The sequence below is a fragment of the Luteimonas sp. A534 genome, from assembly GCF_054072805.1.
This window is the reverse complement of record NZ_JBSVRR010000001.1, coordinates 1-14,933: the sequence shown is the minus strand read 5'-3', so window position 1 is coordinate 14,933 and position 14,933 is coordinate 1. Positions and strand designations below refer to the sequence as shown.

13 protein-coding genes are annotated in these 14,933 nt (G+C 65.8%); 5 read left to right on the top strand and 8 right to left on the bottom strand.

Annotated elements, in window-relative coordinates; genetic code table 11:
• Window positions 1-26 precede the first annotated feature (26 nt).
• Window positions 27-578 carry a Smr/MutS family protein gene (locus tag ACW5F0_RS00065; protein WP_456964011.1) on the top strand — a complete coding sequence of 184 codons (552 nt, stop codon included), beginning with the start codon at window positions 27-29 and terminating at the stop codon, window positions 576-578.
• On the opposite strand, the gene ACW5F0_RS00060 is transcribed toward ACW5F0_RS00065, so the two are convergent.
• From ACW5F0_RS00060 to ispF, 3 genes are all read right to left on the bottom strand, one after another.
• A complete protein-coding gene (locus ACW5F0_RS00060) occupies window positions 579-809 on the bottom strand; it encodes a hypothetical protein (protein ID WP_456964010.1) in 231 nt (76 codons plus the stop codon).
• A 103-nt stretch (window positions 810-912) separates the two neighbouring features.
• On the bottom strand, window positions 913-1,959 hold the full coding sequence (truD, locus tag ACW5F0_RS00055; RefSeq protein ID WP_456964009.1) for a tRNA pseudouridine(13) synthase TruD: 1,047 nt from the start codon (window positions 1,957-1,959) through the stop codon (window positions 913-915).
• Between the two features lie 17 nt (window positions 1,960-1,976).
• On the bottom strand, window positions 1,977-2,456 hold the full coding sequence (ispF, locus tag ACW5F0_RS00050) for a 2-C-methyl-D-erythritol 2,4-cyclodiphosphate synthase (RefSeq protein WP_456964008.1): 480 nt from the start codon (window positions 2,454-2,456) through the stop codon (window positions 1,977-1,979).
• 2,087 nt (window positions 2,457-4,543) lie between these two features.
• Between ispF and ACW5F0_RS00045 the strand changes: the two genes are divergently transcribed.
• The 4 genes from ACW5F0_RS00045 to ACW5F0_RS00030 all read left to right on the top strand — a co-directional run bounded on the left by ACW5F0_RS00045 (window position 4,544) and on the right by ACW5F0_RS00030 (window position 9,471).
• The gene (locus ACW5F0_RS00045; protein WP_456998764.1) at window positions 4,544-7,717 is read left to right on the top strand and encodes an RHS repeat-associated core domain-containing protein; all 3,174 of its coding nucleotides are present in this window, start codon (window positions 4,544-4,546) and stop codon (window positions 7,715-7,717) included.
• A gap of 125 nt (window positions 7,718-7,842) precedes the next feature.
• Window positions 7,843-8,136: a hypothetical protein gene (locus ACW5F0_RS00040; RefSeq protein WP_456998763.1), complete on the top strand. Its 294-nt coding sequence runs from the start codon at window positions 7,843-7,845 to the stop codon at window positions 8,134-8,136.
• 394 nt (window positions 8,137-8,530) lie between these two features.
• Entirely contained in the window at window positions 8,531-9,133 is a 603-nt protein-coding gene (locus ACW5F0_RS00035) for a hypothetical protein (RefSeq protein ID WP_456965288.1), read from the top strand.
• Window positions 9,130-9,471 (top strand): hypothetical protein, encoded by a 342-nt coding sequence (locus ACW5F0_RS00030; RefSeq protein ID WP_456964005.1) that lies wholly within the window; start codon window positions 9,130-9,132, stop codon window positions 9,469-9,471. The genes ACW5F0_RS00035 and ACW5F0_RS00030 overlap by 4 nt, the downstream gene beginning before the upstream one ends.
• Here the strand turns inward: ACW5F0_RS00030 and ispD are convergent.
• From ispD to ACW5F0_RS00005, 5 genes are all read right to left on the bottom strand, one after another.
• Window positions 9,468-10,187 carry a 2-C-methyl-D-erythritol 4-phosphate cytidylyltransferase gene (gene ispD / locus ACW5F0_RS00025; protein WP_456964004.1) on the bottom strand — a complete coding sequence of 240 codons (720 nt, stop codon included), beginning with the start codon at window positions 10,185-10,187 and terminating at the stop codon, window positions 9,468-9,470. The genes ACW5F0_RS00030 and ispD overlap by 4 nt on opposite strands.
• A gap of 37 nt (window positions 10,188-10,224) precedes the next feature.
• A complete protein-coding gene (gene ftsB, locus ACW5F0_RS00020) occupies window positions 10,225-10,542 on the bottom strand; it encodes a cell division protein FtsB (RefSeq protein WP_456964003.1) in 318 nt (105 codons plus the stop codon).
• Window positions 10,543-10,552: 10 nt separating this feature from the next.
• Complete coding sequence (gene eno / locus ACW5F0_RS00015; RefSeq protein ID WP_456964002.1) at window positions 10,553-11,839, bottom strand: phosphopyruvate hydratase; 1,287 nt, start codon at window positions 11,837-11,839, stop codon at window positions 10,553-10,555.
• Window positions 11,840-12,084: 245 nt separating this feature from the next.
• Window positions 12,085-12,918 carry a 3-deoxy-8-phosphooctulonate synthase gene (kdsA, locus tag ACW5F0_RS00010; protein WP_456964001.1) on the bottom strand — a complete coding sequence of 278 codons (834 nt, stop codon included), beginning with the start codon at window positions 12,916-12,918 and terminating at the stop codon, window positions 12,085-12,087.
• A gap of 196 nt (window positions 12,919-13,114) precedes the next feature.
• The gene (locus ACW5F0_RS00005) at window positions 13,115-14,779 is read right to left on the bottom strand and encodes a CTP synthase (RefSeq protein ID WP_456964000.1); all 1,665 of its coding nucleotides are present in this window, start codon (window positions 14,777-14,779) and stop codon (window positions 13,115-13,117) included.
• Window positions 14,780-14,933: the final 154 nt, after the last annotated feature.

Sequence of the window (14,933 nt, the reverse complement as noted above, 5' to 3'; positions counted from 1 at the left end):
GGGGTCCCTCGCGCTAGGCTTGCACCATGTCTGGACCGGGCGGAAAACACGACGACGACGAGGACGATGCGGCCCTGTTCCGCGCCGCGGTCGGCCCGGTGCGCGAACTGCCCGCAGCTCCCGCCCCGCCCGGGCGCCCGCGCCCACGGCCGCGGGCCCGCATGGCCGAGCGCGACGAAGCGCAGGCGCGCGAGGATTTCCGGCTGGGCCGCGGCGAGGCCTTCGTGATCGAACGCGGCGACGTGCTCTCGCACCGCCGCGACCAGGTGCCGCCACGCACCCTCAAGCGCTTGTCACAGGGGCTCTACGCCGCCCAGGACGAGCTCGACCTGCACCACACCGATGCCGGCACTGCCGAAATCCTGCTGCGCCGCTTCCTGGCCGAGGCTCGCGACGCCGGCCACGGCTGCGTGCGCGTGGTCCACGGCAAGGGACTCAATTCACCAGACAGCCTGCCGGTGCTGAAGAACGTGGTCGACCGTGTCCTGCGCCATCGCGCGGACGTGCTGGCCTTCCATTCCGCGCCGCCCGCCCAGGGCGGGACCGGCGCGGTGCTGGTGCTGCTGGCCCGGCGCTGACTATTCGTCGGTGTCGGTGCTGGCGACGGCCCGTGTCGGCGGCTGCACCCAGTACACCTCGACGCCGCGGCTGAGCGCCTTTCGCTCTACGTAGGCGACGTATTCGGTGTCGGTGACGAGCCTGCCCTGGTGCTGGGGCGTGGCTTTCGACAATTGGCTGCCATCCGTGGCGCAGGCTGCCAGCATCACGGCCGCCATCGCCATCAGGACCATACGGAGATGCGTTCTCATGATCGTCTCCCGTCATTGCGCGCCAACGCGGCGCGCAGCCCAGCTCTATACCCGGCAGTGCCGCCGGGCCAGTGCCTGGGAGCGGTTTCCGACAGGCGGCGGCTCAGGCTGCGTGCGGATCGGCCACGGCGCCCAGCTCGGCCAGGACGGAGGTGGCGTAGGTGCCGGCGGGCAGCGCGAACCCGAGCTCCAGGACATCGCCCGCCAGCCAGCGCCAGGCCAGTCCGTCGGGCCGCAGGCGGGTCGCGCGGCGCTCCTGCTTCAGGCCGACGCCTTCCAGTCCGGCACGCAGCGCCATGCTGTCGTCGTCCGCCAACGTGGCCAGTTCCAGCGCCCGTGCGTCGTCCACGCTGCGCAGCTCGCCGCGGCCCCACAGCGGCGCGCTGGGGTGGATGTCGAACGCGGCAAGCCGCACCGCCAGCGCGTCGCTCCACGGCTCGGGTCCGAACACGCTGCGGCTGCCGTCGAGCATCCACGCCTCGCCTTCGAGGCCGCGATCCCAGCGGCCTGATTCCACGCGCGCGGCCAGCACCCGGTTGAACAGCTCCGAGCGCGCGGCCGACAGCAGCAGCGCGCGTTCGTCGCGGCGCACGCGCATCCCCGCAAACATACGTCGCACCTTGTCGACGTTGCCGCCGCCGCGGCCGAAGCGCTGCACGCCGAAGTAGTTGGGCACGCCGCGGGCGGCGATGGCCTGCAGCCGCGCCTCGATGGTGGCGGCATCGCCTTCGACATCGCGCAGCACCAACACGAAGCGGTTCCCTACCAGTGCACCGCGCGGCAGCTTGCGTGCATGCCGGGCATGGTCGAGCACCCGCAGCGCCTGCCCGGTGGCCGGGTCACTGCGCTCGAGCGTCGCGATGTCCGGCGCCTCCCGCCCCGGCAGCTGCACGCTGAAGCGCTGCCGCGTAACCGCGTGGCGGTCCTTCAGCCCCGCGTAGCCGACCGTGCGCTCGTCCACGCCGGCCCACTCGGCCAGCAGGCGCGCGACGAAGGCGGTGTTCATGCCTCGCTTCTCGACCGTCAGCAGCAGGTGTTCGCCGGCACCGCTGGCGTCGAAGCCGGCAATCTCGGTGACGTCGAAATCTTCCGGAGTGACCCGCATCCGCGCGGCCAGCACCGGCGCGCCGTGGGCGCGCGGAAGCTCCATGCGACGCGTCGCTTCGCTCACGCCGCCACGAGCAGGCACACGGCCTGCGCGGCGATGCCCTCTTCGCGGCCGATGAAGCCCAGGCGCTCGCTGGTGGTGGCCTTGACGCTGACCGCGTCCAGCGCGATGCCGAGGTCCGCCGCGATCGCCTCGCGCATCGCCTGCGCGTGCGGACCGACCTTCGGGCGTTCGCAGATCACGGTGGCATCGACGTTGCCGGCCTTCCAGCCGCGCTCGGCGGCCAGCGCCGCGCAGTGGCGCAGCAGCACGCGACTGTCGGCACCCTTCCAGCGCTCGTCGGACGGCGGGAAATGCACGCCGATGTCGCCCAGCGCCAGCGCGCCGAGCATGGCGTCGCAAAGTGCGTGCAGGATCACGTCGCCGTCGCTGTGCGCGACCAGGCCGCGGTCGTGCGGCACGCGCACGCCGCCGAGCATCACGTGATCGCCCTCGCCAAACGCGTGGACGTCGTAGCCGTGGCCGATGCGGATGGTCATTGGGCTGGATTCCTGAAGATCGGGACTGGGGCCGGCAAGTATGAAGCGAACCTGCCCAATCCGCCCCCGAGACCCTGTGGGAGCGGCTACAGCCGCGATCGCGGCCATGGCCGCTCCCACAGTAAGCGCACACCTCCTACCGGTAGCAAAGGCGCCGCCGTCGCCGCGATTTTCTTCCTCGCCGCGAACCGTGCTACAGGGAAACCGTTGGCGCCCGGGGAGTTGCATTGGAGCGCCGCCGTCCCGCTCAACGCTTGGCCGGTTGATCGGGGCCACATCCACGGTCGGCGTGCACTGCGGCCGGCAGATGGAGGGGACCATGAACGTCGCATCCCGACTGCTCTTCCCGCTGGCTCTGCTGGTCGCGTCACCCGGCCTCTTTGCCCAAGACGCCATCGAGCCCTACGTCGAGTACCGCAAACGCGTCGAGACTGCCCAGAACATTTCGCCGCTCGAGCACGGCCTGTTCGGCGAGCAGGTCAGCCTATACAACGGCAGTACCGCCTTCGCGGTCACCGACATCGACGTCCCGGGCAACAACGCTCTGCCGGTGCAGCTGACCCGACGTTTCTCGGTCGAGCTTCAGCCGCAAAACCTGATTCGCAGCTACGACGCCCTGCTCCGTGGCATGGGCAACTGGGACGTGGACGTGCCGCACATGGCCGCAACCTATCTGGTTTCCGCCGGAGCCGCGTTGCGCTGCGATGGCGGATACGTGCCCAGCGGAGCCCCACAGGGTTTCCATCGTGGCGACATCTGGCAGGGCGTGACCGTCAACGTCCCGGGCCGGGGCAGCATGAACGCCCTGGGCATGCTGGCCGAACTTCCGCGCCCCACCGGGGGCGCGACGTACAAGCTGACCACACCCGACCGCGACGTCTTCGAGTGCATTCCGATGAAGCCGGGCTTCACGGGCCAGGGTTTCCGGATGACCACCGTGTCGGGACTTCGCTACCACTTCGATACTCCGACCACGCGTACTGCAGCCACGCTGGAAGGACTGGTCAAGCGGTCCGGCCAGATGCCGTTGACCGTCTACGCACCGCGCAACCGGCTGTACCTCCTGGCCAGCAAGATCGAGGACCGGTTCGGCAATACCGTGGAGCTCCAGTACAACGCGAATGGACACCCGACCCGGATCTGGTCCAACGACGACCGCGAGATCACGCTGACCTACACCGGCGGACGCTTGGCGACGGCCGCGAGCCAGGGCCGGACGTGGCACTACAGGTATACCCACACTGGCAGCGGGCTGTATGCCCGTCTTTCAGAAGTCGAACGACCCGACCACAGCACCTGGAAATACACCTACTCAAACGACCTGATGCCGCCGCCCGACTCCGTCGGGGTGCCGACGCTGCCCTGGTGCGCCGGCTTCCCTCTGCTGCAGGAAGACTCCCTGGTTCTGACCTCCACGCACCCATCGGGAGCCGTGGGTACGTTCGAATTCAACAACCGCAGGCACTCCCGCAGCGGCGTCCATGTCACCGAATGCGAGCGCACCGGAGATCTTTACGATCCCAGCTACCGTCTCCGGGTACCGCACTTCTTCGACGTGATGAGCATCGACAGCAAGACCCTGAGCGGCCCTGGGCTGCAGGCGCAGGAATGGACGTACAGCTATGCCGCCCACCTGCAGAGCCTCTGGGGCCTGCCGACCGAGCCCCCGTCGTATCCCTGCACCACCTGCACCGCGAGCAAGACGGTGACCGTCACCCATCCTGACGCCAGCGCCACGCGCTACACCTTCGGCATGCGCTACCACGACAACGATGGGCGCCAGCTGAAAGTGGAAACGTTGCGCGCCAACACCACGGTGGCGCGGAGCGAGACCAGCACATACATGACCGAAGCACAGGCCGCAGCGCAGCCGTTCCATGGGTTGCAAGGGTCGAACCTCGGCGGAGTCGGCGACCCCGCCAGCGTCCGCCAGCGGCCGGTGACCAACCGGACCATCCAGCAGGATGACATCAACTTCATCTGGCAGGCCAACCTTCGACACCTTCGCCCGGCCGAAGAGCGTAACCAGATCGAGTACCCTTCCGGGCAACCCGACTCGCCAGGAGGAGACGTTCTACTGGGACAACATGGTCAAGTGGGTCCTGGGGCAGGTCCACCGCGCGGTCTGCATTGGTCCGTTCACTGCGCTGCCGGCCGGCTGCGGCGGCGGCACGGAGATGTTCAAGCGCAGCTACGACCCCACCTACGCCCTGCCCCTGGTCACCGAACGCTTCGGCAAGATCGAGCAGACGTTGGGCTGGAACACGGCCGCACCGCTACCCGGCGGCCAGCGCGGCACCGCCGCGAGCGTGGCCGACGGCAATGGTCATGCCACCACCCTGGCCGACTGGAAGCACGGCATCCCGCAGCTGATCACCTATCCGGCCACGCCCGAAGCGCCGTCCGGCGCGATGCACGCCGCGCATGTGAACGACCGCGGCTGGATCGACTGGATCGACGACGAGAACGGCTCGCGCACCTGTTATCTCTACGACGCCATGGGCCGGATCAGCCAGGTCACCTACCCCTCCGAAGCTGCGGCCCATACTTGCAACACCAGCACGTGGGCGGCCACCACCCAGGCTTTCCAGCAAGTCGACAGCACCGAATACGGGATCCCGGCCGGCCATTGGCGGCAAACGGTGGCGACCGGCAATGGCCGCCGGGTCTCCTACTTCGACGCCCTGTGGCGCCCGCTGGTGACGCGCGAGTACGACACGGCCAACGCGGCGGGGACCCAGCGCTTCCAGCGCTTCGCCTACGACCACGAGGGGCGCACCACCTTCGCCTCCTACCCGGCCACCGTGCACAACCCCACTTCCGGTTCCTGGACGGAGTACGACGCGCTGGGCCGCGCGACCTCGGTCTCGCAGGATAGTGAGCAGGGCCTGCTGACCACCACCACGCTCTACGAGTCCGGCTTCCAGACGCACGTCACCAATGCGGAGAACCAGCAGACGCTGACCCGCTATCTGGCCTGGGACCAACCGACCACCGACCTCCCGGTGCATATCACCCATCCGGAGGGCGCCTTCACCCACATCGCCCGAGACGTGTTCGGCAAGCCGACGCTGCTCCGGCGCAGCAACCACACCAATCCTGCCGGCGGAACGCTGGCGGTCGACCGGACCTATGCCTACAACCCGCATCAGGAGCTGTGCCGCAGCGTGGAACCAGAGACGGGCGCCACCCTGATGGGCTATGACGGCACCGGCAACCTGGCGTGGTCGGCCGCGGGCCTGCCGGCGGCCACGGCCTGTCACCTGGCCGGCACCACGCCCACCATCAGCGCCCGCCGGGTGGACCGCACCTACGACGCGCGCAGTCGGCTGAAGACCCTGTCCTTCCCCAAGGACAGCAACGGCAACGGCAATGGCGACCAGGCGTGGACCTACTTCCGGGACGGCAAGCCGCACCAGATAAGTACCTGGAACATCGGCGTCGAGGGCGGCGATCCCAAGGAAACCCGCAACCTGTACGGCTACCACCGGCGTGGCCTGCTGACTACCGAAGCCATCGCGGTACCGGCCTGGTACATGTTCCTGGTCGGGCACGCATACGACGCCAATGGGCACGAGATCAAGCTGACGTATCCAAGCGGCCGCGTGGTCACGACCGCGGTCAACGCCCTGGGCCAGCCCACGGCGATCACCAGCGCCGGCGCGACCTACGCCAGCGGCATCGGCTACCACCCCAACGGCGCGGTCGCAGGCTTCACCTATGGCAACGGCATCGTGCATGCGATGGCGCCGAACGCGCGCCAGCTGCCGGGCACGGTGTCGTCGGTGTACGGGGCCGAGGAGTTTCTGCACGACGGCTATGCCTACGACCGGAACGCCAACGTCACTGCCATCGCCGACCTGCGCCTGGCCAAGGGCGGCGCCCGGTCGCGCACGATGACGTACGACGGACTGGACCGGCTGACGTCCGTCGCCTCGGAGATGTACGGGCCGACCGGCGCGAACTACGTCTACAACGTGCTTGACGACCTCACGCAGGTGAACGTGGGCGGCCCCACGGGCCGCAACCACCATTACTGCTACAACGCCAAGCGCCAGCTTGGTGGCATCAGGGCGGGAGGCTGCAGCGGCACGTCACTCTTCACGCTGCAGTTCGACGCGCAGGGCAACCTGCAGTCACGCGAACCCACCGGCGGCACCGCGCAAACCTACCGCTTCGACTTCGGCAACCGGCTGCGGGAAGTCGATGGTGTGGAACGCTATCGATACGACGGCCATGGCCGTCGTGTGTTGGCCATGCAGATCGATGCGGGAACAGTGTTCTCGCAGTACGGGCTGGACGGCAGGCTGCTGTACCAGAAGAGCGAGAAGACCGCGCTACAGACCGATCACGTCTTTCTTGGCGGCACCCTGGTTGCCATCCACGAGAAGCCTTCGCTCGGCGCAGGCCCGGAACCGGTGAAGTACCAGCACACCGACGCATTGGGCAGTCCGGTGGTGGTGACGCGGCAGGACCGCTCAAGGGCGGAGGAAAGCGAGTACGAACCGTATGGGCAGGTGATCAACCGGGCGTTGCGCGATGGGCCCGGATATACGGGGCACTTGGAAGACGCGGCGACCGGGCTCGTGTATATGCAGCAGCGCTATTACGATCCGATGCTGGGCGTGTTCCTATCCGCTGATCCGGTGACGGCGTATTCAAACCCGGTAGGGCAGTTCCATCGATATCGGTACGCCAGCAACAATCCATACACCCGAGTTGATCCGGATGGGCGTCGTGACATTTACATCGGTGGCGGTGGAGACAAGAACGGTTCGCAGATTGTTCAGTCGTATGCTGCAGCTCAACAACAGTTGCACCCAGACCGCGACATTCAATACTTCAGCTGGAGAGAGTCTGGAAGTATTTCGGAAGCCATGTCCAAGGGGTTGGCCGACGGCGAGCCTCTCAATGTGATTGGACACAGCTTGGGTGGTAGTCAAGCGATTAAGCACGCCAATGATTCCGGTGCGACGATAACCAACCTGGTTACGATTGATCCAGTGGGTGAGCAAGCCGGCAATGGCGTAAAACCCGCCAACACTGAGAACTGGGTGAACATCGCAGCAGATCCTGGAACCGGCGATCGCTCAGACAAGGTCGCAAGTGTTGGTCATGCGGTTTTCGGAGCGACTAACACGTCAGGAGCCACCACGTCCCAGACATCCAACGCACATCACGGTTATTTCAATACGATGATGAACGAGGCCAAAGCCACGGAGACCATCGACGCCTCTTATCAAGAAAAGCGGAACCCCTAATCATGCGACCGAATTATACAATCACAGTTTGCGCGTTCGCATTGATTTTGACCGCGTGCACACATAGCGCAGACCCGACTTCGACTAGCGCACGCATTATCGACGCGAATGTAATTGTTGAAGTTATGCTTGACCAGCGTGATGTCCAAGTGATCAAAGAACGGGAGTTATACTTTTCGATTGTTGTGGTTGAGTGTGCGGACAACTCTAAGAAGTTTCCCTTGCAGCCATTCTTGGATGGCAAGAGGATTGAGGGCGGCAATTTCCCGAGCGCGAGACCTACCACGGTCTACGGCACCATGCCTATCAATAGCTTTCAACGCTATGAGAAGCCTTGCGTCTTTCTTGAAGGTGGCGGCTACTTCTCCGGAAAAATATCGAGCCCGTTGGTTCCTATAATTCTCGCTGCGAACAATTGAAGTGATTACCGAGGACCAACTAACCGGGTCAGCTTCACGCCTTTTGCGCGCCCGCAACCAACGGCGGCGATGCTCATTGCATCCCCACAGTTGGGCTTGCGTGGGGGGGCAACGGGTGGATAGCGTCCTTGACGCTGCGACGCTGGCAGCCGAAAGTCGCTTCAAGAGCTTTGGCGAGAACGGCAGGGGTGCTTCAAGGGCAGTTGGCGGCGGCAGGCCGCATGGCGTCGGGGGTTGATCGCAGCAACAGGCGGAATCCGCGTCGGGTCAGAGTGTTCAGCGCTATTACGACCCCGAAGTTGGACTATTCTTGTCCACGGATCCCGTGTCCGCGCACTTAAATCCAGTTGGGCAGTTCCACCGATATCGGTACGCGAACAACAATCCGTACGGCTTGATCGACCCCGACGGCCGACAAGCTGTAGATGGGGATGATCAAAAGACCACGGGCTCGCACTTACGAGGAAGTGAGGTTGCGAAAGGAATGCTGTCGCATGGCGCTATGAGTGCACAGGGGGGAGTAACAAGCGTCTCCAGAAGTCAAACGGGGACCCAGCCGCAGATCCCGCTGGCAAACAACGTCATGGAACTTGCGAGCAACATCACTGAGCGCGGAGCCAGGCGCACCTCATTCTCCGCAAGTGGCGCAGGCGCAGTAGGGGTTGGTTTTGAAGCGATAGCGATCAAGACCACTCGACCGTGGCAAAGCGATCGGGTTGGAGTCTATAAAGTCATCGGACTTGGAGCATTCGTTGGTGCCAACGCAAACTTCAGGCTGTTCTCGTGGGGGGATGCAGAGGGAACAACGGATATCACTATGAAGGGTAACCCCATGGGATACGCAAAACTAAAGATCGGCGGTGGACTTGCCGTCGGAATAGTAGTCAAATTTAACGACCATGGTGGTGGGAGCTTGTACGTCTCCACAGGCGGTGGGCTCGGGGGCGAATTAATTGTACGGCCACCAGCAACGCTCGGCTGGGAGAAGGAACTTTGAATACTCTGCTGAATTTTCTGCTCGTTTTAGGCTGGCTTGGCATGCTTGTGACTGCCCCGATCTACTTCATTTCGTTGCATTCACTGCGAACATCATTTATTGAGTTCAACGATCTGCTCGCCAACAAATTGCGCACCCGGACAGGGCTTGGTTGGGCTCATGGTGCTTATCAAGCCATGCAGAACGTAAAGGGCGACGAACTCTATGGCATCAAGCTGCCAGCTGAAATTGTAGCCATGGCCACGAAGACTCGCCGCCGACTATATATATCTATGGCTTGGTTTCTTCTTACGTTGGCAGCCGGGCTCTCGTCATCTGTTTTATATGGCCAAGCCTAGCGCCGAGACGAAGCCCACTCATCGGGCGCTTCGCACCTTCTCGCCAGCAGGAATTCGAAATAGGCCAGGTCGTCTGGCGTCGTGATCTTGATGTTGTCCGCGGCGCCTTCGACCAGCAGCGGCCGCGCACTCTGGCGCTCCATGGCCATGGCTTCGTCGGTGACTTCGACGCCATCGGCAGCGGCGGCCTCCAGCGCACGACCCAGCTGCAGGCGCCGGAACAGCTGCGGCGTCAACGCGCGCCACAGGCGGTCGCGGGGCTCGGTGCGGTCAATGCCGCCATCGTCGCCCGCGCGCTTGAGCGTGTCCCGCACCGGGCTGGCGAGGATGGCGCCCACCGGATCCTCGCGGCCGCGCTCGAGCAGGGCCGCAAGGTCCAGCAGGCGCAGGTTCGGGCGGGCGGCATCGTGCACCAGCACGAAGGCATCGGGGCGCACGTCGTCGGGGAGTGCGGCGAGGCCGGCCAGCACCGATTCCGCGCGCGTGTCGCCACCGGTGCAGGCGATCACCGGACGACCACTGCCGTCGCTCCAGCCCTGCCAGCGGGTGTCGCCCTCGGTCAGCGCCACCACCGCGCCCTTGACGCCGGGGTGTGCGAACAACGCGCGCAAGCTGTGCGCGATCAGCGGCTCGCCAGCGACCTCCAGGTACTGCTTGGGCACGGCGCCGCCGAAGCGCGCGCCGCGGCCAGCGGCCGGGACCACGACCCAGGTCACTGGGCATCTCCGTCGTTGCCAGAAATAACGGTCCGGTTCATTGCGACTCTTCCTCCGCGTCCGCCGCCGGCTGCGCGTGGTCGACCACCCGATAGAACACCTCGCCGGGCTTGATCATCCCCAGTTCCGCGCGCGCGCGCTCCTCGATCGCCGCCTCGCCGGACTTGAGGTCGGCGACCTCGGCGGCGAGCGCGGCGTTGCGCTCGCGCAGGCCATCGTTCTGCCGCGCCTGCTGCTCGACCTGCGCCTGCAGCTGGGCAACCTCGTTGTTGCCGCCGCTGCCAAACCACAGGCGGTACTGCAGCCACGCCAGCAGCGCGACCAGCACCACCAGCACGATCCGCAGCGTGCGCATGGCGGTTCCGTCAGCGCTTCAGCGAGACGAAGGCGTCGCGGCCGGCAAAGCGCGCGCCCGCGCCCAACGACTCCTCGATACGCAGCAGCTGGTTGTACTTGGCCACGCGGTCGCTGCGGCACAGCGAGCCGGTCTTGATCTGGGTGGCCGTGGTCGCCACCGCGATGTCGGCGATGGTGGTGTCCTCGGTCTCGCCGGAGCGGTGCGAGATGACGGCGGCGTAACCGGCGGCGTCGGCCATGGTGATGGCCTCCAGCGTTTCGGTCAGGGTGCCGATCTGGTTGACCTTGATCAGGATCGCATTCGCGGTGCCGGTGTCGATGCCCTCGCGGAAGATCGAGGGGTTGGTCACGAACAGGTCGTCGCCGACAAGCTGCACGCGGTTGCCCAGGCGCTGCGTGAGCAGCTTCCAGCCGTCCCAGTCGGCCTCGGCCATGCCGTCCTCGATGGTGACGATCGGGTACTGGTCGCTCCACGAGGCCAGGAAGTCGGTGAACTGCTCCGCCGACAGGCGCTTGCCCTCGCCTACCAGGTGGTACTTCCCGTTGTCGTAGAACTCGCTCGAAGCCACGTCCAGGCCCAGCAGCACGTCGTCGCCGGCGCGGTAGCCGGCCTTGCCGATGGCTTCGAGGATGGTGTCGAGCGCCTCCACGTTGCTGCGCAGGTCGGGGGCGAAGCCGCCCTCGTCGCCGACCGCCGTGCTCAGGCCATGGCCCTTCAGCACCGACTTCAGCGCGTGGAAGATCTCGGTGCCCGCGCGCAGGCTCTCGGAGAAGGAGTCGAAGCCTACGGGCAGCACCATGAATTCCTGCAGGTCGACGTTGTTGTCGGCATGCGCGCCGCCGTTGATGATGTTCATCATCGGCACCGGCAGCACGGGCGCGCGGTCGCCCGCGAGCAGCTGCCACAGCGGGATCCGACGCGAGGCCGCCACCGCGTGCGCCGCCGCCATCGAAACACCCAGCAGCGCATTCGCGCCCAGCCGGCCCTTGTTGTCGGTGCCGTCCAGATCGATCAGCCGCTTGTCGAGGCCCGCCTGGTCGGCGGCATCGAAGCCCTTCAGCGCATCCGCGATCGCGCCGTTGACGTTGGCCACCGCCTGCGTGACGCCCTTGCCGAGGTAGCGCGTCTTGTCGCCGTCGCGCAGCTCCACCGCCTCGCGCGTACCGGTCGATGCGCCCGAGGGCACCATCGCGCGGCCGAATCCGCCATCGGCGAGGGTCACCTCGGCTTCCAGCGTGGGATTTCCACGGCTGTCGAGGATTTCACGGGCATGGATCTTGGCGATATTGGTCATGGGCTCGCTTTGTCGCTTTATGTGGGATTACGGGAAGAGCATTTTTTGCCACGGATTTACGCGGATAAGGCGGATTTACACGGATAGAGCAAACATCTTGCGAATGTAGGAGCAGCTATAGCTGCGTTCCCGAGCTGGGGTCCATGTGCGGTCGCAGCTATAGCTGCTCCTACAGCAAGGAAGATTCAGTTCTTGATCTATCCGTGTAAATCCGCCCTTATCCGCGTAAATCCGTGGCAAAGCTTCTAGATCTGACTTTCCAGGAAGCCGCCACGCTTGGTGACCGCATCCAGTTCGAGCATCGTTTCCAGCAGGGCGCGCATCTTGTCCAGCGGCCAGGCGTTGGGTCCGTCGCTCAGCGCCTTGGCGGGATCGGGGTGGGTTTCCATGAAGACGCCGGCGACGCCGACGGCGATCGCGGCACGTGCGAGCACCGGCACGAACTCACGCTGGCCGCCGCTGGAGGTGCCCTGCCCGCCCGGGAGCTGCACGGAATGGGTGGCGTCAAACACGACGGGGCAACCGGTGTCGCGCATCACCGCAAGCGAGCGCATGTCGCTGACCAGGTTGTTGTAGCCGAAGCTGGCGCCGCGCTCGCAGACCATGATCTGGTCGTTGCCGGTCGACTTGGCCTTCTCGACCACGGGCTTCATGTCCCAGGGCGACAGGAACTGGCCCTTCTTGATGTTCACCGGCTTGCCGGCGGCGCAGACCTTCTTGATGAAATCGGTCTGGCGCACCAGGAAGGCCGGCGTCTGCAGCACATCCACCACGCTCGCCACTTCGTCCATCGGCGTGTACTCGTGGACGTCGGTGAGCACCGGCACGCCGATCTGCCGCTTCACCTCGGCCAGCACGCGAAGGCCTTCCTCCATGCCGGGACCGCGGAAGGCCGTGCCCGAGGTGCGGTTGGCCTTGTCGAAGCTCGACTTGAAGATGAAGTTGATGCCGAGCGCTGAAGTGATCTCCTTGAGCCGACCCGCGACATCAAGCTGCAGCTGCTCGCTCTCGATGACGCAGGGGCCGGCGATCAGGAAGAACGGCTGGTCGAGGCCAACTTCGAATCCACAGAGGTTCATTGACAAGCCTTTTTTTGCCACGGATTTACGCGGATAAACGCGGATAGAGCAAAAGCCATGATTTTGTAGGAGCAGCTATAGCTGCGATAGCTACTGTCACCGACCCACGACCTAGCTCCCGGGTCGCAGCTATAGCTGCTCCTACGGGTTTTCGCTTGATCCGCGTTTATCCGCGTCAATCCGTGGCCAAAAACGCTCATGCCGTTGCTTCTTTCAGAAGCTTCCCGCCAGCCCTGCGCTCGCGCGCGGCGCGGACGAAGCCGATGAAGAGGGGGTGGCCGCCGCGCGGGGTCGACAGGAACTCGGGGTGCGCCTGGCAGGCGATGAACCAGGGGTGGTCGGCCAGCTCCACCATTTCGACCAGCAGGTCGTCCATGGACTTGGCACTGATCACCAGGCCCGCGTCTTCCAGCTGGGTGCGGTAGCGGTTGTTGAACTCGTAGCGGTGGCGGTGGCGCTCGGCCACCACGTCCTTGCCGTAGAGCGCGCGCGCCTTGGTGCCCGGCTTCAGGCGCTGCTCCTGCAGGCCCAGGCGCATGGTGCCGCCGAGGTCGCTCTCTTCGCTGCGGCGCTGCACTTCGCCGGCCTGGGTGCGCCATTCCGTGATCAGGCCGATCACGGGGTGCGGGGTCTTGCGGTCGTTCTCGGTGCTGTTCGCGCCCTTGAGCCCGGCCATGTTGCGGGCCACGTCGACCACGGCGGCCTGCATGCCGTAGCAGATGCCGAAGTACGGCAGCCCGGTCTCGCGCGCATGCTGCGAGGTCAGCACCTTGCCCTCGAAGCCGCGGTCGCCGAAACCGCCCGGCACCAGCACGCCGTCGGCGCCGGCCAGCACGGCCACCGCGCCGTCGCGCTCGATGTCCTGCGACTCCACCCACTTCAGGTTCACGCGGGTGCGCTGGCGGATGCCGCCGTGGCGCAGGGCCTCGGCCACCGACTTGTAGGCGTCCTTGTGGTCGACGTACTTGCCGACCACCGCGATGTTCACCTCGTCGATCGGATGCTCGGTGGCATCGACCACGGCTTCCCACTCGGACAGGTCCGCCACCGCCGTGGCCTTGCCTTCCAGGCGCAGGCGCTCGAGCACGATCGCGTCCAGGCCCTGCAGGTGCTGCCACATCGGGATCTTGTATATGTTGTCGAGGTCCACCACCGAGATCACGGCCTTCTCGGAGACGTTGGTGAACAGGGCGATCTTGCGGCGCTCGCTGTCGGGCAGCGGCTGCTCGCTGCGGCACAGCAGCACGTCGGGCTGGATGCCGATCGAGCGCAGCTCCTTCACCGAGTGCTGGGTGGGCTTGGTCTTGAGCTCGCCGGCCGCGGCGATGTACGGCACCAGGGTCAGGTGCAGGAACAGGGCCTTGTCCGGGCCGCGCTCGGTGCGGATCTGGCGGATCGCCTCGAGGAACGGCAGCGACTCGATGTCGCCCACGGTGCCGCCGATCTCCACCAGGGCGACGTCGAAGCCCTGGGTGGCGGTGTCGATGCAGCGCTTGATCTCGTCGGTGATGTGCGGGATCACCTGCACGGTGGCGCCCAGATAGTCGCCGCGGCGCTCCTTGCGGATCACGCTCTCGTAGATCTTGCCGGTGGTGATCGAGTTCTTGCCCGACAGGCGCACGTTGACGAAGCGCTCGTAGTGGCCCAGGTCGAGGTCGGTTTCGGCGCCGTCGTCGGTCACGTAGACCTCGCCGTGCTGGAACGGGCTCATGGTGCCGGGGTCGACGTTGATGTAGGGGTCGAGCTTCATCATCGTCACCCGCAGGCCGCGGGCTTCGAGGACGGCCGCCAGCGACGCCGCGGAAATGCCCTTGCCCAGCGAGGACACCACGCCGCCGGTGACGAAAATAAGGGGAGTCATGGTCATGCTGCCGCAGGAAAGCCATAGTCTAGCGGCTGGAGGTGACATGGGCGACCTTGACAGGGCTCCGGGTGGGGGGGGGGGGGGGGGGGGGGGGGGGGGGGGGGGGGGGGGGGGGGGGGGGGGGGGGGGGGGGGGGGGGGGGGGGGGGGGG

Coding starts and splice junctions, on each gene's coding strand:
- ACW5F0_RS00065 (WP_456964011.1), top strand. CDS start 27: ATGTCTGGACCGGGCGGAAAACACGACGACGACGAGGACGATGCGGCC.
- eno (WP_456964002.1), bottom strand. CDS start 11,839: ATGACCAATATCGCCAAGATCCATGCCCGTGAAATCCTCGACAGCCGT.
- ACW5F0_RS00005 (WP_456964000.1), bottom strand. CDS start 14,779: ATGACTCCCCTTATTTTCGTCACCGGCGGCGTGGTGTCCTCGCTGGGC.
- kdsA (WP_456964001.1), bottom strand. CDS start 12,918: ATGAACCTCTGTGGATTCGAAGTTGGCCTCGACCAGCCGTTCTTCCTG.
- ACW5F0_RS00060 (WP_456964010.1), bottom strand. CDS start 809: ATGAGAACGCATCTCCGTATGGTCCTGATGGCGATGGCGGCCGTGATG.
- ispF (WP_456964008.1), bottom strand. CDS start 2,456: ATGACCATCCGCATCGGCCACGGCTACGACGTCCACGCGTTTGGCGAG.
- ftsB (WP_456964003.1), bottom strand. CDS start 10,542: ATGCGCACGCTGCGGATCGTGCTGGTGGTGCTGGTCGCGCTGCTGGCG.
- ACW5F0_RS00045 (WP_456998764.1), top strand. CDS start 4,544: ATGGTCAAGTGGGTCCTGGGGCAGGTCCACCGCGCGGTCTGCATTGGT.
- truD (WP_456964009.1), bottom strand. CDS start 1,959: ATGGAGCTTCCGCGCGCCCACGGCGCGCCGGTGCTGGCCGCGCGGATG.
- ACW5F0_RS00040 (WP_456998763.1), top strand. CDS start 7,843: ATGCTTGACCAGCGTGATGTCCAAGTGATCAAAGAACGGGAGTTATAC.